Source organism: Sphingobacteriaceae bacterium, assembly GCA_002319075.1.
Lineage (GTDB): Bacteria > Bacteroidota > Bacteroidia > B-17B0 > Aurantibacillaceae > Aurantibacillus.
The window spans coordinates 1-25,833 of the sequence record NVQB01000001.1 but is presented as its reverse complement, the minus strand read 5'-3'; the positions used below and the strand labels follow the sequence as shown (position 1 = coordinate 25,833).

20 protein-coding genes are annotated in these 25,833 nt (G+C 39.2%); 15 read left to right on the top strand and 5 right to left on the bottom strand.

Annotated elements, in window-relative coordinates; translation table 11 throughout:
- Positions 1 to 4 precede the first annotated feature (4 nt).
- The 5 genes from CNR22_00100 to CNR22_00080 all read left to right on the top strand — a co-directional run bounded on the left by CNR22_00100 (position 5) and on the right by CNR22_00080 (position 10,724).
- Positions 5 to 8,584, top strand: coding sequence for a hypothetical protein (locus CNR22_00100; protein ID PBQ30223.1), 8,580 nt, complete (start codon positions 5 to 7; stop codon positions 8,582 to 8,584).
- Between the two features lie 146 nt (positions 8,585 to 8,730).
- On the top strand, positions 8,731 to 9,225 hold the full coding sequence (locus CNR22_00095) for a hypothetical protein (protein ID PBQ30222.1): 495 nt from the start codon (positions 8,731 to 8,733) through the stop codon (positions 9,223 to 9,225).
- Positions 9,226 to 9,490: 265 nt separating this feature from the next.
- Positions 9,491 to 9,757 carry a hypothetical protein gene (locus CNR22_00090; GenBank protein ID PBQ30221.1) on the top strand — a complete coding sequence of 89 codons (267 nt, stop codon included), beginning with the start codon at positions 9,491 to 9,493 and terminating at the stop codon, positions 9,755 to 9,757.
- Between the two features lie 102 nt (positions 9,758 to 9,859).
- A complete protein-coding gene (locus CNR22_00085; protein ID PBQ30220.1) occupies positions 9,860 to 10,282 on the top strand; it encodes a hypothetical protein in 423 nt (140 codons plus the stop codon).
- Positions 10,266 to 10,724 carry a hypothetical protein gene (locus CNR22_00080; GenBank protein ID PBQ30219.1) on the top strand — a complete coding sequence of 153 codons (459 nt, stop codon included), beginning with the start codon at positions 10,266 to 10,268 and terminating at the stop codon, positions 10,722 to 10,724. The genes CNR22_00085 and CNR22_00080 overlap by 17 nt, the downstream gene beginning before the upstream one ends.
- 400 nt (positions 10,725 to 11,124) lie before the next feature.
- On the opposite strand, the gene CNR22_00075 is transcribed toward CNR22_00080, so the two are convergent.
- The 3 genes from CNR22_00075 to CNR22_00065 form a co-directional block, all read right to left on the bottom strand.
- Positions 11,125 to 11,574, bottom strand: a complete 450-nt coding sequence (locus CNR22_00075) for a hypothetical protein (protein ID PBQ30218.1) — start codon at positions 11,572 to 11,574, stop codon at positions 11,125 to 11,127.
- Between the two features lie 9 nt (positions 11,575 to 11,583).
- Complete coding sequence (locus tag CNR22_00070) at positions 11,584 to 12,654, bottom strand: hypothetical protein (protein PBQ30217.1); 1,071 nt, start codon at positions 12,652 to 12,654, stop codon at positions 11,584 to 11,586.
- Positions 12,655 to 12,759: 105 nt separating this feature from the next.
- The gene (locus CNR22_00065) at positions 12,760 to 13,836 is read right to left on the bottom strand and encodes a hypothetical protein (GenBank protein PBQ30216.1); all 1,077 of its coding nucleotides are present in this window, start codon (positions 13,834 to 13,836) and stop codon (positions 12,760 to 12,762) included.
- Positions 13,837 to 13,984: 148 nt separating this feature from the next.
- On the opposite strand from CNR22_00065, the gene CNR22_00060 reads away from it, so the two are divergent.
- The gene (locus tag CNR22_00060; protein ID PBQ30215.1) at positions 13,985 to 15,463 is read left to right on the top strand and encodes a hypothetical protein; all 1,479 of its coding nucleotides are present in this window, start codon (positions 13,985 to 13,987) and stop codon (positions 15,461 to 15,463) included.
- Here the strand turns inward: CNR22_00060 and CNR22_00055 are convergent.
- Positions 15,460 to 18,042 carry a hypothetical protein gene (locus CNR22_00055; GenBank protein PBQ30214.1) on the bottom strand — a complete coding sequence of 861 codons (2,583 nt, stop codon included), beginning with the start codon at positions 18,040 to 18,042 and terminating at the stop codon, positions 15,460 to 15,462. The two genes, CNR22_00060 and CNR22_00055, sit on opposite strands and share 4 nt — an antisense overlap.
- 370 nt (positions 18,043 to 18,412) lie before the next feature.
- On the opposite strand from CNR22_00055, the gene CNR22_00050 reads away from it, so the two are divergent.
- From CNR22_00050 to CNR22_00030, 5 genes are all read left to right on the top strand, one after another.
- The gene (locus CNR22_00050; GenBank protein PBQ30213.1) at positions 18,413 to 18,961 is read left to right on the top strand and encodes a hypothetical protein; all 549 of its coding nucleotides are present in this window, start codon (positions 18,413 to 18,415) and stop codon (positions 18,959 to 18,961) included.
- Positions 18,898 to 19,800, top strand: coding sequence for a hypothetical protein (locus tag CNR22_00045; protein PBQ30212.1), 903 nt, complete (start codon positions 18,898 to 18,900; stop codon positions 19,798 to 19,800). The genes CNR22_00050 and CNR22_00045 overlap by 64 nt, the downstream gene beginning before the upstream one ends.
- 175 nt (positions 19,801 to 19,975) lie before the next feature.
- Positions 19,976 to 20,398, top strand: coding sequence for a hypothetical protein (locus CNR22_00040; protein ID PBQ30211.1), 423 nt, complete (start codon positions 19,976 to 19,978; stop codon positions 20,396 to 20,398).
- A 136-nt stretch (positions 20,399 to 20,534) separates the two neighbouring features.
- Positions 20,535 to 20,765 (top strand): hypothetical protein, encoded by a 231-nt coding sequence (locus CNR22_00035; protein PBQ30210.1) that lies wholly within the window; start codon positions 20,535 to 20,537, stop codon positions 20,763 to 20,765.
- A gap of 72 nt (positions 20,766 to 20,837) precedes the next feature.
- Positions 20,838 to 21,089 (top strand): hypothetical protein, encoded by a 252-nt coding sequence (locus CNR22_00030; GenBank protein ID PBQ30209.1) that lies wholly within the window; start codon positions 20,838 to 20,840, stop codon positions 21,087 to 21,089.
- Between the two features lie 48 nt (positions 21,090 to 21,137).
- Here CNR22_00030 and CNR22_00025 read toward each other — a convergent pair whose 3' ends face one another.
- Positions 21,138 to 21,608: a hypothetical protein gene (locus CNR22_00025; GenBank protein ID PBQ30208.1), complete on the bottom strand. Its 471-nt coding sequence runs from the start codon at positions 21,606 to 21,608 to the stop codon at positions 21,138 to 21,140.
- A gap of 622 nt (positions 21,609 to 22,230) precedes the next feature.
- Here CNR22_00025 and CNR22_00020 point away from each other — a divergent pair.
- From CNR22_00020 to CNR22_00005, 4 genes are all read left to right on the top strand, one after another.
- A complete protein-coding gene (locus CNR22_00020; protein ID PBQ30207.1) occupies positions 22,231 to 23,670 on the top strand; it encodes a general secretion pathway protein GspE in 1,440 nt (479 codons plus the stop codon).
- Between the two features lie 18 nt (positions 23,671 to 23,688).
- A complete protein-coding gene (locus CNR22_00015; GenBank protein PBQ30206.1) occupies positions 23,689 to 25,317 on the top strand; it encodes a general secretion pathway protein GspD in 1,629 nt (542 codons plus the stop codon).
- The gene (locus CNR22_00010; protein PBQ30205.1) at positions 25,217 to 25,597 is read left to right on the top strand and encodes a hypothetical protein; all 381 of its coding nucleotides are present in this window, start codon (positions 25,217 to 25,219) and stop codon (positions 25,595 to 25,597) included. Before CNR22_00015 ends, CNR22_00010 begins: the two co-directional genes overlap by 101 nt.
- A 12-nt stretch (positions 25,598 to 25,609) precedes the next feature.
- Positions 25,610 to 25,833: hypothetical protein (locus CNR22_00005; protein ID PBQ30204.1), on the top strand; the 224-nt coding region annotated here is incomplete at its 3' end.

Sequence of the window (25,833 nt, the reverse complement as noted above, 5' to 3'; positions counted from 1 at the left end):
GACTATGTTAAGCACAATATTGCATAAAAATAAGATCGTTTTGCTGGCCCTCTTGGTCCTGCTTGCAATCAATAATGTATCAGCACAGGCCGGGGCTGCATGTTTCAGTTCAACAACTTCTGCTTGTTGCAATACAACGTCGCTTACGGTCACTGCCACCAGTATAACGTATTCTGGTAATATTGCAACAGCAACTTTATCTGCAGTGGTCAGCGCCCCTTCCTGCCCTTACAGTTTCACCTTAGGCTATATGAATTTCGGCGACGGTAGTGCAATAACTCCTTCTATATCGGGTACTGCCAATACTTTCACGGTAAGCCATGCCTATAACTTACAGAATATTTGTGGCCCATCTGTATTTACTATTCAGATGTGTATACAGGGTGAAAACACGCGCTGCATTAAACAAGCCACAGTTTCAATTCCGCATCCTGCAAATACGGCAACTCTTAGTACAACAACACCCTATTTATGCAATTCAAAGAGTTTTATTTTGCAAAGTGCCTGGCCCATCGTGGCTCCTCTTTGGGTTTGGGGCGATGGCAGTTCTCTGCAAATGGCTGGCAGCACAAGTTTTACTTTAACCTCCCATACTTATACAGCTCCCGGTACGTATACGGTTTTTTTAACAGGGCAGGGCATTTCTCCCTGTACCACATTTAGTTCGGTAGTAAACGTTACAACACTTATTCCCAGTAGTTTTACCTATACGGTTCCAAACGCCTGCAGTACTGCCAGCGTCGATATGACAATATCGCCATACACTGGGACCTACAAGTGGTCTATTAACGGTACCACCGTAAATGCTACGAATCAAACGGATAATTATACCACGGGTTGGGTAGCAGGTACGAATACAGTGACGCTTATTACAAGTGACGGCACGTGCTCATTATCAACAACGCAAACACTTAACATTGGTTCAACTACCGGCCATACAATAACTGTGTCTCCGGCCAATTGTAAATCATATACTCTTAGCTATAATGGCGGATCAATGCCAAACGCGCAATGGTCCTTCGGAGATGGTACAAACAGCCCGGTCATTACAAACGGTTCTTTAACCATAGCTCATACATATCCCGGACCTGGTAGTTATGTGGTAAGCTTGACGGGTTTAGGATTAAGTCCTTGCAGTGTGCAAACGGTAATAACGGTAAGTGATTTTGCTCTGGCAGACTTTAACTATACGGTGAATTCTATTTGTAATCCCGCCAGTGGAGTAATACTAAGTATTCCTAATTACTCATCTACATGGAATTATGTTTGGCAGATCAATCTTTTAAATGTCAATTCTACAGGAGCGAGTGCTACTTACACTTCAAATCTCGTTAACGGATCAAACGTTGTGAAGTTAACCATCACAAATGGCGCCGGCTGTAGCACTTCTGTTTCCAAAATTTTTAATATCGGTGTACCCTCGGCAAATTTTAGTATTACTTCGCCCAGTGTTTGCCTCGGTGATGCACTTTCTGTTTTCAATGTAAATTCCGGTGCTACCACCTATTCATGGACGGTTCTAAAACCCAACAGCACAACTTTTACCACAAGCGGCGTTAATCCTTCATATATCTTTACTCTCACTGGTTCGCACGTTATCACTTTAACTATAACCAATACTTTTTCTGCAGGTGTCACTTGTTCTTCAACAGCGCAGAAAAATGTGACGGTTTATGCGCAACCTGATCCAACATTCACTACGTCAGCTCTCTCTTGTAATAATTCAGTTACCCTGGGATTAACTGCGCTAACTAATACTTTTACTTCGTATACTATCAATTATGGCGATGGAACCAGCCCTGTAAGTTCAAATAGCACGGGTATTACTTCAGCCCATAAGGCGCATACTTATCCGACCAGTCCAGCTTTTACAGTTTATCCTTTAACTGTTACTTTATTTAACGGGTCTTGTTCTTTATCTTATTCTCAGGCAATTGTTATTAATAATAATGCCTCTTTGCAGGTCACTACTCCTTCTCAGTTTATTTGTCCTGGTAGTCTCGGATATCTGAATGCGGTTGTGTCGGCACAGTCAAGTGCAGCGCCCTTTACATACGTTTGGGCGGGGCCGGCCGGCTTTACTTCGAGCCTTGCTTCGATCACCGCCACCTCAGGTGGTGTTTACAATGTAACAGTAACCAGTGCAGCCTGTTCTTTGAGTTTAACCGGAACAAAAACCATGACGCTATTAGCGCAGCCAACGGGCACCGTTACTGATATTGCGAATATTACCTGTACGTCGGTTGCAGGAGGAACCGCCAACATCATCATTTCTTCGAGTCTTCAGGTGCAGGGTTTTGTTATTAATGGGGTGACCGTTACTCCAAATAGTCTGGCTACTACCACGCTCGCATATCCTATCTCAGGCTTAGGCCAGGGTGCAAATTACGTATCCATTGCCAACGGCCTAAATGAATCGTGTCGCTCTTCCCTTCTTATAAATATTTCTAAAATTGAGCCGACGCTAAACGTCGCAGTAACACATGCTTCCTCCTGCGGTATGGGGGCCAGCGGGTCTGCTACCTTAACACCGTCCATTGCTGGTGGTTCTGTCAACTGGTACGCCTCCGCCAGTTATCCCGGTACAGCGCTTACTTCAACTTCAGGCTTGCAAGTTACCAGTTTGGTTCAGGGGAATTATGTTGTAAAATATACTTATGGAACCTGTACAACAACTTCAAATTTTGGCATTCTACAACCTGCTATCTCACTTTCAAAATCAGGAGGTGTCTCAACTTGTGGCGGTGGAGCAACAAGTGCGGTGACGATTCATGCGCAATTTGCTCCTTCCTCTGTTTCCGGCACTTTTAATTATACGCTTAAAGATCTTACCACATCCGCTATAACCGGACCTGGTACAACAAATACATTCGCCGTTTCAACCGGCAACTACTCTGTTACAGTTACCGCAAACAGTTGCGCTACCAGTATGAGTTTTACGGTTAAAAAACTGGATAATATAAGTTTGTCGTTTCAAACGAGCGAACCCAATTGCCACGGTCCTGGTTATGTTATGGTCCTGCCATCAGGTGGCGATGGTAGCTACAGCTATAAATGGTACATGAACGGTTCTTTGGACCCTACAACTTCAAATGTACTTAGCCTTGTAGGTATTACCGGTCAAAGCACTATTACTGCAACTGTAAATGACCAGTCGGGTTGCTCAGCTAGCGGACCTACACCTGCTATTGTTGTCGATCCTTCTTCTATCGTTACCCTTACGAGTTGCAGTGGCCCCTACGCACAGGGTACAAGCAATGCCGCGAACATTACAGCTTGCGAAATCAATGCATGCGTAACAGGCGGAAAAGCGCCTTATAATTTTACCTGGTTTAAGCGTGAGCAAAAGTCGCATGTGGTAGAGTGGCGTTTTGCTTACGATTCACTGGGCAACTTCATTAGTACCACGGAAGCGGAAACGCATACTATAGTCGTGCCTACTGCTACGCCAATTAGTCTTGCTGATAATCTTGACAATTCTATTAATACTGTGATGTATCCTTATTGGGCAACCTTGTCAACGCCGTTTAAACCTTTGGTTAATAGTGTGGGTTTGGCAGCGCTGAGCTCAGCCACAGCGGTTAGTACAAATTCTGATCACTATTTCACAACCCTTGAAACGGTTACTACTACCGTTCAAAAGCTTATTACCTCCTATGATGGCAATAGCGGGCAAACTGCTGATAATTTTGGTTTTAGTGATGGGGAGTATGATTTGCAGGTGATAGATGCCAACGGATGTATTTACAATTTCGATATGGGAACGCTTACATTCAATGCCGCTGATAATTTTACTTTAACTTTCGATTATGCCTGGGGTATCCGCGAAATCCCAGCGCCCGCTCCACCCGAGGAGGAGGTCGATCCTATTCTTCATGAAAATATGATTGAAGCAGCAGCGGACCTGGCTTCTCAGGCCGGCGAATGTAAAGCAACCAAACAGACTGCATTGAAGGAGTATTTGAGAGACGATTGCAGTGATCTAAGTGGTTTTAGAGATGCGCTGATTGCAGAGTACGAAATTACAGATCATCACCATACATTATATTATTACGATAGGGCCGGTCGATTGACCAAAACAGTTCCGCCGGAAGGCGTTGAATATACGAGTTTGGCAAATATTGCTTCAATAAAAACGGCAAGGTCAAATACATCTACACCAACCTGGCCAACCGGTCTGACACCACATCGTATAGTAACGACTTACGAATACAATTCTCTTGGACAGTTAATAAGTCAGACAACTCCTGACGGTGGTCTCACAAACTTTATTTATGACGCTAACAATCGCCTGCGTTTCTCGCAAAACGATAAACAAAAAACCACATCAGCTTACTCTTATACAAAATACGATGCACTTGGCAGAATTTGCGAGGTAGGGGAGAATACTACAAACGTGGGTTCACTCAATTTTACAAATCTAAGTGCAAGTGCAAATACAACAGCCGCTAATTCTACTGTATCTCCTGCAACAGGCAACAGGCAAGTTACCAGAACAGTTTATTCGGATATTTCATCCGTTACTTATTATGGCAAGCCTCAGCGCTTTGTTCAGAACAGGGTTAGTTACAGTTTTATTGATGAAAGTTCAGCCTTGGGTGATGAATACTATACTTACTACAGCTACGATTCCCACGGCAATGTAGAATGGATAGTTCAGGACCAACCGGGAGGGATGGCTAAAAATAACATTGCTTATGAATATGATTTGGTGAGTGGCAAAGTTCTGCAGGTGAAGTATAACGAGAAAAGGGTCGATCGCTTCTTCCATCGCTATACCTACGATGCCGAAAATCGCCTCGTGAATGCAGAAACTTCACGCGATGGACAACTGTGGGATAGAGATGCGCATTATGAGTACTACGCCCATGGTCCTTTAAAAAGAAATGTACTTGGCGAGGACCTTGTACAGGGCTTAGATTATATCTACACCGTTCAGGGTTGGCTGAAGTCTCTCAACTCACCGAGTCTTTCAAAAACCGATGATCCTGGACGCGACAACGGTTCGAGTGGATCGCCGCTAGACCGCGTAGCCGCCGACCGTTTTGGAATGGTTCTGAAGTATTTTGATGGAGATTATACGACTTTGGCGTCCAGCAATTTTTTAATGAACACTGCTCACTACAGCCTTAGCACATTTACAGCGTTGTCCGCGCCAAATCTTTATAATGGAAATATCAGTGGCTGGATCCAGAGTCAGCTGAACAGCACCGCTACAGGAACTCTAGCTGCCAGGGCAGACCTTTACCAATATGATCTTCTCAACCGCATTAAACAAAGTACATCAGTAAAAGAATCGGGTTCAGGTTGGGCAAATATCGCTTCCGCCAAAACTTACCAGACAAATTATACTTATGACGCGAATGGTAATATTATGTCTCTCGATAGATACGATGATGAAAGTGTGTCGTCCACAAAAATGGATCAACTTCAATACTCATACGCACTTACTTCTGGTAAAAAAACAAATAATAAATTAGTGAGCATCACAGATGGTTCTTCCAAAACCACGGCCGGCCTTAGCGATTTTCAGGCTACTCATGATTACACTTATGATGAGATTGGTAACCTCGTTCAGGAGAAGGGCAAAGAGCTCTTATCCACTGCTACCAATACACCTCCTGCATTGCATGATTTTACAACGACTATAAGCTGGACGGTTTATGGAAAAATTAAAGAGATTTTAAAAACCGTGAAGGATGGTTCATTTGATTTAAAAGAACGCATTACTTTTAAATATGATGCCGCAGGTAACCGTACTTCTAAAGAGTATTGGAAAGATGATGAGCTCAGTCATAACGGTTCTGAAGAAACTACGGAGCTAACGGCCACATATTATGTGAGGGACGCAGCTGGAAATACCATGGCAACATATAGGCGTTACTATGATGCGGTTGCAACGCCTACACCGCTGTATAAAATAGACCTCACAGAGCAACCGATCTACGGTAGCGACAGGTTAGGGCAGAACGACAAGCCTGTTACACTGGCTTCAGCCACCACGCTGTCGGCGCTTGCTATCGCCTCTAACGGTGCCATGGCTATTTCAGAATACCAAAACTGGATCACTACCACCAGTAAAACGAGCTTGTTACCTAATGGTGCCACAACCGACAATTTGTGCCAGTGCAAGGTAATTTCAATGTCCAACAGTGGCAATTCTCAAAATTATCAGAATGTTCAAAATGCTGTAGAACTACTGGGCATAGCTAACAACGGAGTAGCAGTAGCAGAGGATCTTAATCGTAATCTGCAGTTTTTTGTGGTAGTGGCTAAGAAATACCTGGGGGCTAACGATGTCTGTCTGGTATTTGACAACGCCGGTAAGCTTATGAAAAATACAGACCTTATAGGTTCTGTAGACCCAAATAGCAAGCCGGTAATTGTAAGAATTCCAGGATCTACTAAATACGCGGTTGTTACTTTAAATGCTGCTAAACTTCCTGTTTATCATGTGGTGGAAATGAATAGTATTGGCTACGGGCCAATCGGCAATATGGGCGAAGTGCAATCCGCAAACAATGCGCTCACGACGGCAACAACTGGTGTGCAGCATGGTTATCATTTCACGGCGGTAGAGGATCACATAACCGGTCATAGCATCGTTTACAACAGCCGTTATTCTATCGACCCGCTCGATGCTAATAAAGGAGCTACAGATATTATGGCTTACGACTTCGGTTCCTCTACAGTAACGCCTGCTCCTTACGTCATGAAAACTATTAATGGCTGTGGAAATACAGACAAGGGCCAGCTTCAGATTTCTCCAGATGGTGCTAAAATCGGCTGGTGGCAGTACGACGAATACGTCTCAGGCTTTGATTACCGAAAAGCCTCACTTTATACAATGACTTTTGATAATCTCCGCACCGGAATAACGGGCACTATAGGCGTAAAACCAATAAGTGAGGCAGGAAACAACGGCAACGGCATGTACGACTTCATGAAAAATAGTACGGACATACTATATGCTCAAAGAGGTGTTTACAAAGAAGGCAACGGACTCACTAAATATGATCGTAATGTATGGAAATATACGCCTCTGAGTACACCAGACCTTGCCTCCATCAATTTAAATGTAGGCTCGCCACTGGTAAGTTATTTATTTGGCGAGATCAAACGCGGCATCGACGGTAATTTTTATATCCCACAAATGGGTGAACACCTCGACCAAGTGCATGCCTACACGGGAAGCGCATGGAATGCCACTGTCGCTGCTCTCGACACCTCCTACAGGCTTAATTCTTCTCTCCCTACCCAGGTCTACAAGATTTTTGATGATCCTGCCCAGGAACTTAAAGAATTTAAACGGACGGTGGGTGCGAAGGATTATGAGCTTAAAGATCATCTTGGAAATGTTCGTGTGGTAATTTCAGATGCTAAACTATTATCAAATGTTGGGACTGATGCTGTAAATGTAGATAACCGCGATGAGGTTTTACCTGAAGTATTAAATTATACCGATTACTATGCCTTCGGCATGGAAATGCCAGGCCGCAGATACCAGGCTGCTGGCAGCTACAGGTATGGATTTAATGGCAAAGAGAATGATAATGAAGTAAAGGGAAGTGGGAACCAACAAGATTATGGGATGAGGATCTACGATGCAAGGATAGGGAAGTTTTTGAGTGTTGACCCTCTTTGTACCTCCTATCCTGAATTAAGTTCATATCAATTTGCTAGTAATAGGCCTATCGATGGAATAGATGTGGATGGTTTAGAATGGGGTATGTACCCCTCCATGTGTAATATTGATTATAAAAGCGCCTTATATATAAGTCAGTTAACGGCTAAGGGAAAAAATAAGATGTCACAGGCCAAAATAGAAATGTTGGGAAATGCCATGAATAAAGGCCAATCTGCAGGAGTATTAGCAGGAGCCTGTTTATCAGGTGTAGCTGCATCAGCCATATGGGGATGGTCAACAGTTAGTGCAGAAGTTATGTTTGTTAGAAACATTTACGCGGCAGGAGGGATAAGTGGAGTTGTTGAAAGAATTTCCTATTTAACAATTAACTATGGAGACGAAGCTGTCGAAATCTTAGAAGGCATTTACTCAGATGTTCCAACAATGTTTCCGAAATTAAAAGGAGTACAAGGGGTGAATAAGGCAATTAAAGAAGCGGCTGAAGAATATCTTCGTTATGAGCAAAAGTTAGCTAAAGACGGAATAAAATATGCGGATGGAGTGCTGGCAAATTACGAGGCAAAACTCGCCGAAATACAAATTGCCAGTGCTGTCGATGATTTAGTAGAGGTAAATAGAAAATTCAAGTCTGTTACCTTTGTCAATTCAAAAGGAATGTCTGCGACAACCAAAGCCGAAATTGATCTAGTTGGCGAGACATTTTTCGGAGAAGTTAAAAACAAAAACTTAGCTGATAAAACATATCAAACATTTATCGGCGAAAAAGGAATACAAAACCAAATGTTACGAATTAAACAGCTGGCTAAAAATGAAGGTAAAAGTGAAGTGCGATATTATTTCGCAAATGGAGTTAGTCAAGACATAGTGAATGGTCTAAACAAGGAGGGGATTAAATCTTATGATGCTAAGGGACTTCTTATCAAAGCTACAAATTAGGATTTTGATATTTTTTGAATATTAAATTATTTCACTATATTGGCATTGCGACTTTCTGATGTACATTTGTATGAAATTATCTGCATGAAAATAAAATATGTTAATTCAAATAAACCTTTCTTAAAATTGTAAATTGGTAGACAATAATGATGATTTCAGCATTAATAGTCGTGTTTAAAAACGAAATTAGTAGCTTAGAAAATTCAATTTCTTTGTTAAGTTCCTTGACGGAGTCATCTTTTGAAGGTTTGTTTTACCCAAAATTTCAATTCGACTTTTTTAATTATGCCAACGAAAATTATGCGGATAATATTTTAGAGATAAAGGAATTGGATGGCGAAGATTATTATTTGCCTATTAGTATTGAAAAATTTGATAAAATAATTTGCGTGGTATTAACCATTGATGATAAGGATTTTCAGACGAAACTTTTTAGTGAAGATTGGATACAATACATTATAAAATTCTTCTCGGAAAAATTTCCTGAAATTGAGATCTATTACTCTATAGATGGTGATTTTGATTTTAAAACCCGTGAAGAGAATGTGAGTCAACGAAAAATAACAACTCACTATCTCACAAATGGTCCTTTTTCCGTTTCCGAATATCCAGCTTTGTTGAAATTATATCCGTCAGATTAATAAATAATCTTTTGTGAATCGTAAATATAAATTATGTCCTTGTGGGGAATCTCTTAGCAGAACGGCAAGTCCTTATTTTTTTATAAATCTAGCTACTGAAAACCACAACCTCAGCTAATAAGCTAAAAGAAACTCTGAATGAGTTTAAAAAATTTGCAAAAGATAAGGGTGCTAAAACTTTTGAATTTAAAGGTACAAGAGGGGAAGGAAACTTAAGGGAAAAAATAGGAAGTCTAAAATTTATGACGTTGACGAAAATTAAAGTATGGTAGAAAAAATTAAAGGCTATTTACAGGAAGCTATCGCAAAATATAAAGATGGTATTTCAATAGACCTCATTATACGAGACCTCAGATCTAAAAAAGTACCACCAAATTACTGTGGAATAATCGTAGCAGGGGTTCTCGAAATAGATCGTAACGAAGCGCAGAAACTCGTTTACTGCTCTGAATCTTATAGAGAATATAAACATGCCTCAAAGAAACACTTAGGTAATTTTTTCGATGCCTTAGATACACTTGAAAATACATAATCATATCTTTTTGAATGCGAAATTGAAGTATTCTTTCTAAAATGAAACGATTGGGTAATAATCGACAATCTATGCAAGTCATTTTTCATTCAAAAGACGTCAATGAGTAACAGAATAGGTTATTTTTCGGCGTATAAAGATATGATTTCATTTTTAGATAAATACTATGAAAAAACCAAATTAGATGATCTTGGCGGAGTGTTAGGAAGTATGGACTATGAAATTTTTTCTGGTGGAGAACCGATAGACACCGCTTTGAAACCTCTTTGGATTGATATAATAAAGAAAGAAGATATACTTAGGGAAGATGTAGATATAGAAGAAGGATTGACGCATGTATATAATTTTATATTTGAGATCCAAAAAAAGTTTAATATCAACATACAAAAATTACTATTTGACATTGACAAGGCTATTAAAGACGACGATGAAAGTAAAAATTTAAAATCAGCGTGGATCGATAGTTTTCTTGAATTTTCCCAGCATGTCAATGTTTCGATAAAGTTCAATGATAGTACCCGGTAGCCAATTAGGAGATATTAGAATCGGTAATCATTTAAGTGATTATCCGAACGCTGTATTTATTAAGGATCTTTCACTTAATCAGAAACAATATAAATTAAATGAACTATTTTTCAGGATTGATGGGGACAGTGTTGTAGTCCTTATAAGTTTAGATGTAGCTAGCGATGAAAGTTACTCGGAGATAATTAAGATAGGATCTACCTTTGAAGAAGTTATTCGTCAATTTACTTTGTATTACGACGACGTAGATTTAATCTTTCACGTTGAAAATATTAAAGGATTATATTTTACTTTTAACCACCTTCCAATATCAGAACTTTCAATGAAAAATGTAATAACTATGATATGCGTATACAATGAAGAGATGGATAAAAACAATGATCAACTTGGATTAGAAAGGATATCGTTACAAAACTTTACTAAATTTTTTGTTCACAATTGACAACTCTTCACTACTATCAGAAATAATGCGAGAGGTAATTAATCTTTTCGATTATTTTCGAATACTCTATTCAAGATATATGAAGTAATACGATCAAAATTAAAAGCGTATTTAATAAAACCGTAAGCTCATGTACTTTTTTATTTATTCGACGAAAAAGATTTAGTTAAATATGGTGAAGATCTCTTAAGTTGAAGTGGAAATAATATTGAAGAGTTCAAAGATACAAGTGGATTTATACACAGAATAGATTATAAGATACAAGAATTTGGTGTAGTAAATCCAGATGGGGTAATTCAAGACGTTTTTAAAGATACGCCTTTTGTGAATTCCCAATAAACAAAAAAAAGAGCCGTAAAGTATCGGCTCTTTGAGAAACTTATTTCTATAACAATTCAAATTAATTGATATTACTTTTTCGAAGTGCGGAAAATTTAGCAAAGCTCCGTGTTAAGTCCTCAATTTCTATGCTGGCCCAATTTTCATTTTTACATTTTGCGAGTATATTTTCTGCCAACGTACCTATCTCATAAACCAAACTTTCCTTATCGAGCTTAAAAGAATATATCTCCTCTTTATGGCGTTTTATCAATGTAATTTCCACCTCCTTTTGACTATTTACTAAGTACAATCTAAATGAATATGGACCATCCATAAAACTAAAATCAAATTCTGAATGTTGAGATTCAAGAATACCAACAACATTATCCAGCCACCATTTTGTAATAGTAACAATGAAATCATTCCAATTTTCTTCCGGAAAGCAGATATCACCTTTTTTAATGTAAATTATGCCAGTAACCTTGTCATTTTTTTTGTTTAGAGAGTCAATTTCAGTAATTATATTCATACTCGTTTTTTAGTATTGTGGATAGGCTGTTTCAATTTCTTTGGTAGTTTTGTTGAACCACATTTCTATCTCCATCCCTGTTTTAGTAGTTCCTTGAATTAAATATTTTTCACCTTGCTTTTTAACTATAGTGTGTATATTGTTGTATGCTTGAAAGATAGCGGTTTTAACTTGGTTTTCATTCATCATCGTAGGAAAAATATCTTTTTTTGAATTCTCGGCAATTCTCGACCCACCTGTCATATGCCCCGATGATACCTCTTTCATATCAATTTTTACTTTCTTCCATGACGGAAAAATAAATTTTTGCGATTTAGCCAAGCCTTTTGCGGCTGCACCCAGAGAGCCAATTACTGGTTTGGTTAAAATTTTCGCTCCAATAAAAAATATTCTTTCAACTGGGATAAAAAAGGTCTCAGGATACCAGTCTTCTAATCGTCCAGTTGCCTTAAAAACTGTTTTTGGCATTGCGAGGCTTGCGATTTCGGCTCCACTTGCACCGCTGTAGTCTCCACTCATGCTACTAATATCACATGAAGGACAACCTGCGGGACCCCAAACTGCGTTGTCACTAGAAAAAACTATATGTTGATTGATATTTGTGGATACGAGGAAATTATTATCCACATTACCAAAGATAAAATTTGTGTATTCGGTTTTACCTTCTATATACACGTGGCCCATTTGTTTTTCAGCATTGCTTGCAAATCTTAATGTAAGATCATCTTTTTTTAGGGTAGCGTTAGCAACTGTTCCCTCGCGTGCTTTCCCATTCTCGTCATATCCATCCCATGTATAATCCTGTATATTTCCACCCTCATCTTTAACAGGTTTCCATTCCCCACCATCTAAATCAATTCCGTCAATGGGTCTGTTCATAGCAAAAGGAAATGGTGACCAAGAAGGATACCCGGCAGTGAGAGGATCGACACTCAAAAACCTTGCAATTCTTGTGTCATAAATTCTCAATCCATAATCCTGCTGAATGCCCGAACCCTTCACTTCATTATCATTCTCTTTGCCATTAAATCCGTACCTATAGCTGCCTGCAGCCTGGTATCTGCGGCCTGGCATTTCCATGCCGAAGGCATAGTATCCTGATGACTGCACGGACTTGTTGGTAGTGGCTTAGCTCTGATAGGATCCAATCGTAATTCTGCATAAAAATTGTGTTTTTAGCAATTTTTATTGCGCCGGAGCCAGTTTTTTTTCATTCAGTTTTTTATGTACCGTGTCTATCTCGCTATCCATGTAATTTTGTGCAAAAGCAACGTACCGATAAAACTCTTTGCTGTTAGAAGTATGACCACTTATTTGACGTACCATCTGCTCATTCATCCCAAGGCTTATCATGGTAGTAATGGCAGTTCGGCGCATGGTGTGTGTAGTCACTGCATCACAAAACCGTAACGAAACTTTTTTAACAGGATCCTTATAAATTATGTGTGGAACTCCTCGCCGCTGTCTTGTGCGAATAATGGGTTCCGTAAATCCAGCCAGTTCTGACAGGAGCTTAACTTTTTTATTTAAGTAAGCTTTTGTAAAGCCCGGCAGGAGTTTGTTTTTACAGCAGGTTGAATAGTTATTTATTATTTTGACTGAAAAGTCCGGAAGTTTCACACGCGTGTAGGTTTGTGTCTTTTTAGATTGCATTTTAATGTACATTCTGTCATTTATGATTTCAAGGTTTGCTTTGTTTAAAGCCATCAAATCTGAAAAACGCAGTGCCACAGAACATCCGAATACGAAAACATCTCTGACTATTTTCAAATCAGGACTTAAGCTCGATTCAAATGGTTCTGAATAAATGAGGTAGTTCAAACGTTCCGCAGACAAAACGATTATATCTACGTCCTCAGCCGGTGCATAAAAACGGCGGTGAAAAAATCCAACCGACAGGCCTTTTTCATTAACCAGGTAGTTAAAAAAACTTCTCAGAAGTTTGATCATCCTGCCAACATAATTGTCATAATGTTTCAGCTCGTCGTATAAGTAGTTTGTAAAAGCAAGGTAAAAGCTTTGCCAGTATTTTTTTTCATCGTCAAATTGTTTTTTTGTAAGTCCCGTTACATTTTTCATACGAATGGCAAAACCTTTCTGGATACTGAATTCTCTTAAAAGATTTTCCAGGTAAACATAATTGTCGATACTCCCTGTCTTTATTCTTTTTCCGTTTTTCTGGAGATGTTTTCCTTTTTTTAGCTCGTTTATAAATTTTCTGAAGAGCGGTAATAGTTCATAGGTTTCAATTTTCTTTGGCATAGGGTAGGATTTAAATAACTTTCAGTTTTTGTTATGAAATTTTGCTCCATGCAAATTACTTTATGGGCAGCACAAAATTCGCTGGGTATTCACATAGAAATCGAGATAATAGGAACTCTTGTAATATATTTGTATTTAGAGTCTGCCTATGCAAATCATATATAAAACCCAAAATAAAATGCGAAGAAATTTTGTTCTATTATTCATAGCTGTACTTTCTCATATCAAGGCGCAAAAACTCCAGTTTGAATGGGGTGAAAGTTTTGAAGGTGTTACTATTAGGGGATACTCAATGCTTCGACTTCCCTGTGCAACGGATAGCATCTGTTTTTTTACTCAGCTTAAGACTATTTATGCTCCCTCTGCTTTTTACATGACCAAAAAAACATTTGGCGGGTTGGGTTCAAATAATGGAAGGGTAATTAAAATGCCTGAAGTAAAAGGGCAGGGCACAGACCTTTATTACATTAAAGCTATCGATAACAGGCCTGTTCTTCTTAGTTATCGTAACGACAGAAAATTTCATTTGCTCAGGTCTTATTTGCATGTGCTTAAAAACGATTCTACTGTCGACGAAAACTACCGTATCCTTGGTGAAATAAGAGATTTTAGGCACACGGATGATTTTATACATCTGAGTTCTCCTGATACACGAAAATTCATGACGGCTTATTTTGAAAAACGGAAAAAAGATCAGAAAATACGGGTTAAATGCCACGTCATTGATAAAAATATTAACGTGGTTTGGAGCGAACTGCTCGAATTACCCTATATCGGCAGGCAATGCAAAGTATCCGAAATGCAAATTATAAACACTGGTGATTTTTATTTCATGGTGGAATTGAAGTTTATCGAAGAAGGCAAAAAATTAAAAAAGCCTGTGTACAAACTCTTTTTTTATAAATGGAAGGAAAAAGTTCTAAGTGAAGTATCTATAAATTCAGAGGATAACTACCTATTCGATCTAAGATATGAAACGGATCAGGATAGTAATATAGTTTGCGGTGGATTATTCTGCGAAAAAAAACAGAAGATCAAAACGGGTACTAAAAGAATGGAGCACTGGGTGAAAGGTGCGTTTTATATCAAGGTCGACCCCAAAAAAAAGGAAGTTATAGAGCATAATAAATATGCGCTGCCCGAAAGCCCTTTTTTGAGAGGGGAGTATCCAGCTTACTACCTCGACCACATGTATTTGATGGACGAGGGACGAGTTATCTTTTTAAGTGAGCGTAGATTTGTCGATCAGGCTCAGACGAAGGGAGCGCCGGCCATTCAAATGAATGAAGAGATTATGATAATTAATATCGCTCAGAATTCCGCCAGCTCCTGGTCAAAGTTCATCCCAAAACATCAGGCACGTATAGTGGGACCGGGAATTGATTATTCTTCTTATTTCGTTTTATCAAACAAGGATGAACTTAATATTTTATATAATGATACTAAGCATTCACTGTTAAAAGTGGTTTCTGCAAAAGGTGGGATCACCGACAATCCTGTGTTTCAAAATTCGGAGCAATATGTAATTCCCAAACTGCGGGTTCAGATGAGTGACAACGAAGTCATCTTTTATTCACAACATAAGCCAGACACTTTTAGGTTTGGTAAAGTTAGACTGATTAACTAAATCTTGATTATTTTAAGGAGTACTTTTTTTTCCGCGGCAGTGATCCTTACCAAATAAAACCCGTCTGGATATCCGCTGATATCAAATGAAGCCTCATCTCTGGTTAACTTTCCTTTTACAATCAATTGTCCGCCAAGATCAAAAATTTCCACTTCACAAGTAGTGTTATTGTATGGTAAAGAGAGTATAAATTTTCCAGTACCTGGATTGGGGAAAATAGTTGGTAGAAAATTTGCTGCTTGCAGTTTGTCCAGAGAAGTACATTCTTCTATATGTTGTGTAACCTGGGCGGAAGTAGCGCAGCCGTTGCTTATTCCGGTCACCGTATAAATACTGGTCGCTGAAGGACTAACGGTTATTGCTGTGCCAGTTTCACCATTACTCCAGGTATAGTTTGCTGCACCGGAAGCTTCAATCAAAACACTTTCACCACTACAAATAATCGAATCCGCAGAACTTACAACCACTAGGGGATAATTGTGAACCGTGATTTCTATTGTTTTTGAATTAACGCAACCCTGCGCACTCATACCATTAACGGAATAGGTAGTTGTGGTTTGAGGACTCTCATAAATAATGTTGACTAAACTGCCGGTATTCCAACTATAAGATGCTGCTCCCGTGGCTATCATAGTTGCGCTTGATCCGATACAGAGATCAGTTGTATTGCTGGAGATGGTCAGTACAGGTAGTGGATGAACAATAACACCGATGGTTTGGCTTGAGGCACAAAGCAGGGAGTTTGTTCCCGTTACAGTGAATACCGTGTTTGCAGATGGTTGCACAACGACGCTCTGCTGTAGAATATTTCCAGGTTCCCAGGTGTAACTGTTAGCACCGCTGGCATTCAGTGATAGCGTATGTCCTAAACAAATCGAGCTGCTGGAACTGCTGCTTACTAGAGTTGGATTTGAGTTTACTATTAAAGTTACTGACGCAGTATTGTTAGATCCAGTGCACGCTGCCGAGCTTGTTCCTGCCACCGAATATATAGTCATACTTAGGGGAGATACAGTTATTGTTGGTCCACTTTGTTGTGTACTCCACGTATAAGTGGATGCTCCTGCTGCTATTAATGTCGCGGTTTTACCTGCACAAACCGCAGTTTGAGATCCCATAGCGGTTACGGTAGGATTAGGATTAACGATAATGGTATAAGTGGCAGATGTAGTACAACCGATGCTTTGGGTTCCCACTACTGTATAAGTATTGGTGACGGAAGGGCTAACGGAAATAAATGGACTGTTAGATCCGGTACTCCATGTATATGAACTTGCACCTGAAGAAATGAGATTAGCTGTTGTACCTGGACATATAAGTGATCCTGAACTGACGATAACTATTGGCGGTAAAACACCCACTGATACCACTGCAGAGGCAATGCAGTTCTGAAGATCAGAGCCGCTTACAGTATAGGTTGTGCTGGTAGTAATGGCAAGACTCGTGAGGGAAGTTGTGGCGCCTGTGCTCCATGTGTAAGATAGCGCGCCGCTCGCAGTAAGAGTATTAGTGTTTCCGCTACATATAAGTGTGTTAGTGGCTAATGCCGTAACGGGTGGGAGAGGATTTACGTGAATGGTTAAAACCTTAATAGCAAGACAACCTAAAGTATTAGAAGTGCTAACGGAATAATTTGTCGTGACTGTAGGACTTACAACTTGCGAATTGGTCGTTACACTGTTGCTCCACGCAAGTGTTGCTGAACTGGAAGCACTGAGAGATACGCTTGCGCCGGCGCAAATTACCGATTGACTGGTAGTAGCTGTGATAGCTGTGGTGTTAGTAAATACAGTTAGACTGTGTGTGCTCGTGGCCGGCGTACTTAAACAGCCATTGTAAGAACTAACCAGAGAGTAGGTGACATTGCTTGTTGGTGATACTATAGCAATAGAACCGTTGCCTGCCGGGGGAAACCATGAATAAGTAGCGCCACCACCAATCGCTGTTAAGGTTGTAGAGGAATTCGCGCAGACAGTAGGACTGCCAGATATACTTACTGTGGGTATAGCCGTGGGGCAGGTCGTACCTTTAACAATTACATTATCTAAACTCCATCTAAATACATTTATAGAATTTGCCCCATAAACTTTAAACTGAATCTGGAAGGCTTGTCCTGACATCCCCGGCAAAATCATATTGGTACTTGTGTAAGTCACAGCGCTGTTTGCTGAATTGGTATAGGTTGCAAGTAATGTCCACGTGCTGGAAGACACATCCTTATATTCTACATCCACATATTCTGTTGATGTAACATTATTCGGATTTACTAGAAGCAAATAATCAAGGGTAACTGGTCCATTAATGCTCGTAGCATATATCGTCCCGCTTTGTAGTGCATATGTATAATTCAGCGCAACGGACGCCCAGTTAAAATAGGCATTGGGAGCGCTGCCTCCGGAGGGTGTATCAGTGTTACCTATAGTCCAATTTCCCTGCCCATTGGGAAATGTCCACCCGTTACTTGAAAAAGAAGTTGATGAAAAATCATCGCTGAATAGGGTACTGATTTGTGCGTTACCTGTAAACGTTACTAAAAATGTCGTAATTAAAATAAGCAAAGCTTGTGAATTTTTTTTCATGAGATTGAGTTATGGGTAAAGAAGGTTTATATGAAATTATAAAAGTAAAAATTATAGTCACACTAACGATTTTTTTTAATGCTAGTATAAACATTATTTTATTGCGCTGGCAGGTGAAGGTATAGGATTGGCGTAATAGCCTAATATACACCTAGTAGTTTACATAGAGTCTATTATGTCAGAACATAGTAATTGCAAAACGACTTTCACTTAACGGATTGATTTTAAATTTTTTGAATAATTTTTAAATTTCGTGCAGTACTTTAGGGTTACCGGTAGCTGCAAAAAAAACGTTTTAATTCCTTAAAATTGTCAATGAAGAGTTCTATTGCAGAATTCTTAATCTGAAACCCATTAATATTATTTATTTATGAAAAAAACAAAAACACTTATGGCAATGCTATGCGTTGCGACTCTGGCTAATGCTCAAACCTTCAATCCTCCGGGTTCAGTGCCAGCAACCAATGTTTTCAGAACTGGAAGAACTGGTTTTGGCATGACTTCGCCCCCTTTATCTAATCTTGTCGAACTTCAAACCAATCTTGCAAATGATGGTTTGAGGATTACACAAACTGCTTCGGGCGCTAGCCTAATCCATTTAAACAATAGCGCAACTGGAGGATATAATTGGAGCATTAATTCACACGACAATTCAATGTCTCCTTCCGGTGGGTTTGCAATCAAAAACACTACCAACGGAACCACAGATTTTGTTATCGATCCTCTTACCCGTAATGTTGGCATAGGAAAAACCACTCCTACAATTGCCCGCTTGGATGTTGAAGATAATAACGGAAACAGGGCAGGTAATTTTCAGCTCAATGTTTCCTCCGCCTTTGGTGCGGCTAAAATTGGATGCTATGGCGGGTTACGGCAGCTACAACAAATACTATTTATGGAACTTATGGTAACGCAGTAGGCTCAGGTAGCCTGGGCTTTTCTATGGGTGCTTTTGGATCTGCTTCTGGAGGACAATACAATCATGGTGGTTACTTTCAAGCTAGTGGCACTAGCTTAAGCAACAACTATGGAGTGATTGCTTCTGTGAGTGGAGGGGCATTTGCTTTGGCGGGATATTTCATTGGAGATGTTTCAAGAACGGGAACAGATAACTTTACAAGCGACAGAAAATTAAAAGAAAATATTCGTCCTTTGGAAAATGCTCTTGACAAAATTTTGCAATTAAAACCAAGTAGCTACACTTTTAAAACGACAGAATATAAAGATATGAACCTACCAGCAGGTAAGCAGATGGGACTTATAGCACAGGAACTTGAACAAGTTTTTCCGGAGTTAGTTAAAAACATTGCTGCGATAAACCTCCCGGGCAAAGCAGGAGAAGAACAAAAAAACATCCCTGAATACAAGGCTGTTCAATACGTAAGCTTGATCCCGGTGCTTATAGCTGCTATCCAGGAGCAGCAGGCACAAATTGAAGAACTTAAAAAGGGTAATGCTACTACGGGCATCACAACTGCAGTTAACGCCGACAACGTTTTTTCAATGTCACAAAATGAACCAAACCCTTTTAACAGCGAAACAAAAATAAATTATGTGTTACCAGTTAAAAATAAGGAAGCCTATCTTGCTGTTTATGATCTTACCGGAAAGCAGGTTACAAGTTTCTTTTTAACTGAAAAAGGATCGGCATCAATTATATTAACTTCTGAAAAACTCGCAGCGGGAATTTATATCTACTCCATTATTGCCGATGGCAAAGTGATGGATTCTAAAAAAATGATTGTTGCAGGAAAATAAATTTGCCTCTATATTAAAAGCTGTCTTTTAAGGCAGCTTTTTTTATTTACTTACATAATGAGTTCAATCGTTAAAAAGTTTAAGTAAGGGAACTTCGGCTGATTACACTATTTCTGCTGCCAATGGTAATTGCAGTTCGTCTGTAGTGAGCAGTGTAACTGTCCACTCCCGACCAGTGATTACTGTTACCAATAGCGCATATCTCTGTTTCGGACAATCTTTTACGCTAAGCCATCAGGGAGCTGATACTTACAGTTCAGAGGGTTCTGGAGTTGTTTCTCCTTCTTCAAACTCAAATTATACAGTCACAGGCTTTAGTCAGCAGGTATGCTCTTCTTTAATTTCACCTGTTGCAAATATTCAGGTGCTTAGCTTGCCAGCTTTAACTTTAAGCGGACCCAATTCTGTGTGTTCAGGAAGCACTATTTCACAATTAGTCAGTACTTCTGCACCAACGTTTACATGGAATACTGGGTCTACTGCAAATCCAATCGCATTTAATTCGACGGTAACTTCAGTATGTTCGATAACTGTAAAGGGAAGCAATGGCTGTAAAAATGAGATGAGTAAAACAATAACGGTAAACGATTTGACGTAACTTGCTGTTAAAGCCTCGGCAACGGTATTGTGCTTTGGTGAACAAGTTGTTTTAAATGCTTCGGGAGCGAAGGCTTTGGTCTTGACCGAAAATGTTTTGAATAATGTACCTTTGACTCCTGTAAATTCGCCAACTTTTGGTTGTAACAGGCACAGATGCTAGTGGCTGTGCAAAAACAGCCATTGTTTTTGTCAGCGTTAATTCCCTGCCATCATTAACAATAACTTCTTCTTCAAGTGTTATGTGCGCCTCAGAAAGCACAACGCTTGCAGCTAACGGCGCTCTCACTTTTACCTGCAATACGGGCGAAAATTCCGCATCCCTAACCATTACGCCCCCGGTTACAACTATTTACACGCTTGGTTGAACAAGTATGCAAGGCTGCTTAGCTTTTCTTATTTATGTTCAGGAAGTATAGGAGTATACTAGTCTAAGTTCGATAATAAGATTTCAGCACGAGATTGTTGTTTATCCAAACCCTACAAATGGCAACGTCATTGTTGAAGTTAATTTGGTTTCAGAAAATCAATTCGAAGAAATTTACACTAGTATAGGACAACTAGTTATGAGTAAAACGCTATCGGAGGCAGAAACAAAAATCGATTTGAAAAATCTGCCAAACGGTATCTATACTGTCATTGTGAGAACGCAAAACAAAACCCTTAAAGCAACGAAGGTGGTTAGAGAATAATTTACGGTTGAATGGCTGAGATTCTCTGATCTGGTTTATGTCGCCAAATTAATTCAGTTCCACCAATCCATTCTTTAAAGCGTAACGCAAAAGCGTAGCCACATTATTGCAATTTGTTTTGCCATAAATTTTTGTGCGGTAAAAATCTATAGTGCTTGCAGAAAGATGTAGTTCTACAGCTATTTGTTTATTGGTTAAGCCGTCACAGATCTTTTTTATAATCTCTCTTTCTCTTTCGTTAAAACTTATTTCCTGCAATAAGGTGGCTCTGTGTTTTTCTTTTAGTACTGTGGAAAGCAGGGCTTTGGATAAAGAACTGTTAAAAAAAAATCCCTCAGAATGTACTTTACGAATAGCCTTCAATAACGTTTCTACATTCGCATCCTTTGAAATAAAGCTGTTGGCGCCATAGCCCATAAATTCAGATTGTAATTCTGCGTTTGATTGGGTGCTTAGCAAAATAACTTTTATCTCGGGAAAACGTTGCTGAATAACAGAAAGCACAGCTCTGCCATTCATTACAGAAAGATCTTTATCCAGTAAAACAATGTTTGGTTGAATGTGTTTTAAAAATTCAATTAATTCTCTCCGTTGCCCACTTCATAAATAACATCGATATCCTGCTCTGATTTTAAAAGCTTACTTAAACCTTTTCGCAGCAGTTCCTGATTTTCAGCAATAAGGACTTTTATTTTTTTAGGAGTCATAGTGTATATTTTAATTTGGGATTACAAAATTCAAATAAATATAGATCTCATTTAAGGGGAGAATAAAAGTAGCGATTAACCAGCCAAAATTTATGGCGACTTTCTGAAATGAGACTTTGGATTTGTAACTGGCTGAAGTTAATTAACACTGTGTTCAGTAACGACTAAAAAAAACGTCACCTATGTTTTGATATTACACCTTAAACTTTCTGAGATAGGTATTCACCTAAATTTTTGCTGGGTGTTTACATAGTTATTATGGGGTCTTTACAGGCTTGAAAAATTTTTAAATTTTACCTTCAGCCTGATTATTAAGATTTTATAGATTTTTCGATACAGAATTATCACAAAGCCCTTACAATTCATCGTGTTCAGGCTTCTCTCAGCTATTCAGATTGCCTGCATCTCTGCAAATATTAGCCTATTTTTAAACCATGTTGCTCACCCAAATCACTGCAGAACTCAAAAATCAGGTCACGCTTGACCAGGCCTGGTACTATGGAATAGTGCCTGTTAAAAGTGAAAAAGATTCTCTGAATTTACTGGTGAGCGAGTCCAAAAAAAAATCGGATCTACAAGCGGAACTGGAAATTATTTTTGGTAAGAAAATCGTCCTGGAGCCCATAAATCCTGATGAATTGGATAAAGTTTTAATGAGTAACTATCCACGGTCAAAGGCTAACAGTACCCAGGGTGTTGCTCAATCAGAAACTTATAGACTCAATGTCAACGATTCAAATTTTCTGGAAACCCTTGTTAAAGAAGCAAAAGATCTTCGGAGTTCTGATATTCACATCGAGACCTACAGTGAAAAATGCCGGATCCGTTTTCGTGTAGATGGTGTACTCATCGATCGTCACAAGCTCAATAAGATAGAATATCCAACGCTGATTAATAAAATTAAAATTGCGGCATCCTGCGATATTGCTGAAAAACGTATGCCTCAGGATGGAAGGATAAGGTTCAAATTTAATAATTCAAATTTGGATATTCGTGTTTCGATTCTCCCAACTTTATATGGCGAAAAAATTGTTCTGCGTTTGTTGGGAAGCGACGCAAGCCACATTCATATTGATAAGCTAGGTTTCACTAAAGAAGAATTAGAGCGCTATGAGATAGCTGTTAAAAAACCAAACGGAATTATTTTAATCAGCGGCCCCACTGGATCGGGTAAAACAACCACGCTCTATGCAACTTTAAAAGTCATCAATAAACCTACAAACAATATCCTGACTATTGAAGATCCCATTGAATACACCCTCGATGGCGTTAACCAGGTGCAGCTAAAAGAAGAAATTGGATTATCCTACACCGAAGCTTTACGCACATTTTTGCGGCAAGATCCCGATGTAATCATGTTGGGTGAAATACGGGACGCGCAAACCGCACAAATGGCTATCCGGGCAGCTCTCACAGGGCATTTGGTGCTATCAACAATTCATACAAATTCTGCCTGGGGAACTATTTCTCGTTTGGTTGATATGGGCATTGCTCCCTACTTACTGGCGAGTGTGATGAACTTGTCTGTGGCTCAGCGCCTTATTCGCACACTTTGTCCGCATTGCAAAAAATCGGTTCCTCTCAATAAAAAAGAATTGCCGGAGAATTACAAAAATCTTGAAATCGCTACACACCACATTGCTCAGGGTTGCCAGGTGTGTTATTTCACCGGCTACAAAGGCAGAAAAGCTATTTACGAAGTAATCAATATTACCAAAGAATTAGGTGAACATATAAAACAGAGTGCAACTGAGATAGATAGTTATCTTAAAATAAATAAGATTGATAAACTTTCAGAAAACGCTTTTAAACTTTACAAGGATGGAGAAACGAGCCTGGAAGAGATTTATCCTTTTTTACTGAGTGAGTCCTGAAAAATTAAATAAATTACGATGCGGGTTAGATATATAGTTGGAATTTTTTTACTTGTTTGTTCCTTTGTCAGAGCACAGGACCGTTTTGATATCCTTGATGAGAAGCTGTATCAACTGGCTAAAAATTATCCTGGTGTAAATGAGCAGGTAGATCTTTCTATGAATGGAGCGACTATCCAGGAATACATCAAAACCATTGGTGTCACAAACAATATTAATGTCAATGTTGATCCGGGTTTGGATATAAAACTTTCCAACAGTTTTAGTAAAGTCACAGCCAAAGAAGTTTTTATCTTTTTATGTAAACGCTATGATCTGGATGTTTTATTTGTCGGTCCTATTATAACCTTTGTAAAATATAATCCTCCACCAGAGCCCCTACCAGAAAAGAAAATAGTAAGCAGGAAACTTAACATTAGCTACGAAAAAACAGCCAATCTCCTAAGCTATGATTTAACAAATGATACGCTGGGAACTGTAGCGCGTGAAATTACTAAGCAAAGCGGAAAGAATATTATTTTTTCCCCTGAGCTTGCAAACAAAACACTAAGCGGTTATATGCAAGCTGCGCCCTTCAATTCAGCACTTGAAAAACTGGCCTTTGCCAACGATATGAAAGTGAGTAAAACTCCTGACGATTTTTATGTATTTGAAAAAAGGCTTGTAACGATAGTGCCGCAAAATCAGCCTGATCCCAATGCCGGGCCTTTCGGAAGTTTAACACAAAATCCGAATCCCTCAAATGCAGCTAAAAACTCTAAAATAAAAATTGTGGACGGTTTAATTACTATGGATGTTCAGTCCATGCCCATTAACGAAATCGTCAATTCGGTTTCTCAACAGCTTGGAAAAAGTTTTTTCTTGTTTAGCGACCTTAAGGGGAACGCAACCTTAAAAGTAGAAGAGGCACCCTATGAAGAGTTTTTGAAATTGCTGTTTAACGGAACGGATCTTACTTTTAAAAAGGATGGCTCTACTTATTTGTTTGGTGATCGTAATTTAGAAGGGTTGCGTCAAAGTAAACTCATCACGCTAAAAAATAGAACCATTGATAAGATCGTAGATTTCATTCCGGCAGAATTAAAAAAGGGCATAGAGTTAAAAATGTTTGAAGATCTGAATGGAATTATTGTTAGTGGATCCCAGCCAAGGATTGCGGAATTGGAAACTTTTCTAAGGCAGGTAGACCTTGTTGTACCCATGGTGCATATCGAGATCATTATTGCAGATGTGAGAAGAAGTAATATTTTGTCAGCGGGTATTTCGGCTGGCATTGGAACTAACTCAGCCCGGACTACAGGCTCGCTAATCCCGGATTACAATGTGTCGCTGAATTCTTCTTCGATCAATAATTTGTTGAGCGGAATAAATGGTTTGGGCATCATAAATCTCGGAGCGGTCACTCCAAATTTTTATCTGAATCTAAAGGCTATGGAATCCAATGGTATTTTAAAGATCCGGTCTACGCCTCAGATTGCCACGCTCAATGGACATGAAGCTAAATTAAGTATCGGACAAACTGCTTATTATCTGGAAGTAACTAACAATGTTATTGGTACCCAAAATCCTCAGAATCAAATTACGCAAAATTACAAAACAGGTAAACGCAGATCTTACTGTAGCTATAGATCCTCAAATTTCGGGTGACGAACAAATTACAATGGTTATCAATGTAAAACAATCAACCTTTACAGAGCGAATTAATCCCAGCGCGCCGCCGGGCACCATTAACCGCGACTTTCAATCGCTTGTACGAGTTAGAAATGGTGAAATGATTATGCTAGGAGGCCTTGAAGAAACGCAAACAAACAGGTCGGGTAACGGCATTCCGTTCCTTGCGCGTATCCCTGTTTTAAGATCTTTTTCGGTACACATACAAAATCTAAATCTGAAAACAAGCTCACGATATTTATCAAACCTACTGTAATTTATAACTAAGATGTTTTGGGATAAATGGATACCGCAAAAGTATTATGTCAAATCAGAGGTTTGCGCAGTAGAGATTTGTTTTAGAGAAGAGGGAAAGGTTTATTATTATTCGCAGCTCCGGAATAAAAACAATAAGCTCGAACTTATAAGTAATGGCACCTTACAGGATTTAAACGCTCTGCCAGAAGTTATTCGGAAAAATAAAATTCCCTTGGTGCTTATTGTAAACGGTAA

What these genes read in the sequence shown, in the direction of transcription:
- CNR22_00100 (PBQ30223.1), top strand. Translation starts at nt 5, where the DNA reads ATGTTAAGCACAATATTGCATAAAAATAAGATCGTTTTGCTGGCCCTC.
- CNR22_00095 (PBQ30222.1), top strand. Translation starts at nt 8,731, where the DNA reads ATGATGATTTCAGCATTAATAGTCGTGTTTAAAAACGAAATTAGTAGC.
- CNR22_00090 (PBQ30221.1), top strand. Translation starts at nt 9,491, where the DNA reads ATGGTAGAAAAAATTAAAGGCTATTTACAGGAAGCTATCGCAAAATAT.
- CNR22_00085 (PBQ30220.1), top strand. Translation starts at nt 9,860, where the DNA reads ATGAGTAACAGAATAGGTTATTTTTCGGCGTATAAAGATATGATTTCA.
- CNR22_00080 (PBQ30219.1), top strand. Translation starts at nt 10,266, where the DNA reads ATGATAGTACCCGGTAGCCAATTAGGAGATATTAGAATCGGTAATCAT.
- CNR22_00075 (PBQ30218.1), bottom strand. Translation starts at nt 11,574, where the DNA reads ATGAATATAATTACTGAAATTGACTCTCTAAACAAAAAAAATGACAAG.
- CNR22_00070 (PBQ30217.1), bottom strand. Translation starts at nt 12,654, where the DNA reads ATGGAAATGCCAGGCCGCAGATACCAGGCTGCAGGCAGCTATAGGTAC.
- CNR22_00065 (PBQ30216.1), bottom strand. Translation starts at nt 13,836, where the DNA reads ATGCCAAAGAAAATTGAAACCTATGAACTATTACCGCTCTTCAGAAAA.
- CNR22_00060 (PBQ30215.1), top strand. Translation starts at nt 13,985, where the DNA reads ATGCAAATCATATATAAAACCCAAAATAAAATGCGAAGAAATTTTGTT.
- CNR22_00055 (PBQ30214.1), bottom strand. Translation starts at nt 18,042, where the DNA reads ATGAAAAAAAATTCACAAGCTTTGCTTATTTTAATTACGACATTTTTA.
- CNR22_00050 (PBQ30213.1), top strand. Translation starts at nt 18,413, where the DNA reads ATGAAAAAAACAAAAACACTTATGGCAATGCTATGCGTTGCGACTCTG.
- CNR22_00045 (PBQ30212.1), top strand. Translation starts at nt 18,898, where the DNA reads ATGCTATGGCGGGTTACGGCAGCTACAACAAATACTATTTATGGAACT.
- CNR22_00025 (PBQ30208.1), bottom strand. Translation starts at nt 21,608, where the DNA reads ATGAATGGCAGAGCTGTGCTTTCTGTTATTCAGCAACGTTTTCCCGAG.
- CNR22_00020 (PBQ30207.1), top strand. Translation starts at nt 22,231, where the DNA reads ATGTTGCTCACCCAAATCACTGCAGAACTCAAAAATCAGGTCACGCTT.
- CNR22_00015 (PBQ30206.1), top strand. Translation starts at nt 23,689, where the DNA reads ATGCGGGTTAGATATATAGTTGGAATTTTTTTACTTGTTTGTTCCTTT.
- CNR22_00010 (PBQ30205.1), top strand. Translation starts at nt 25,217, where the DNA reads ATGTTATTGGTACCCAAAATCCTCAGAATCAAATTACGCAAAATTACA.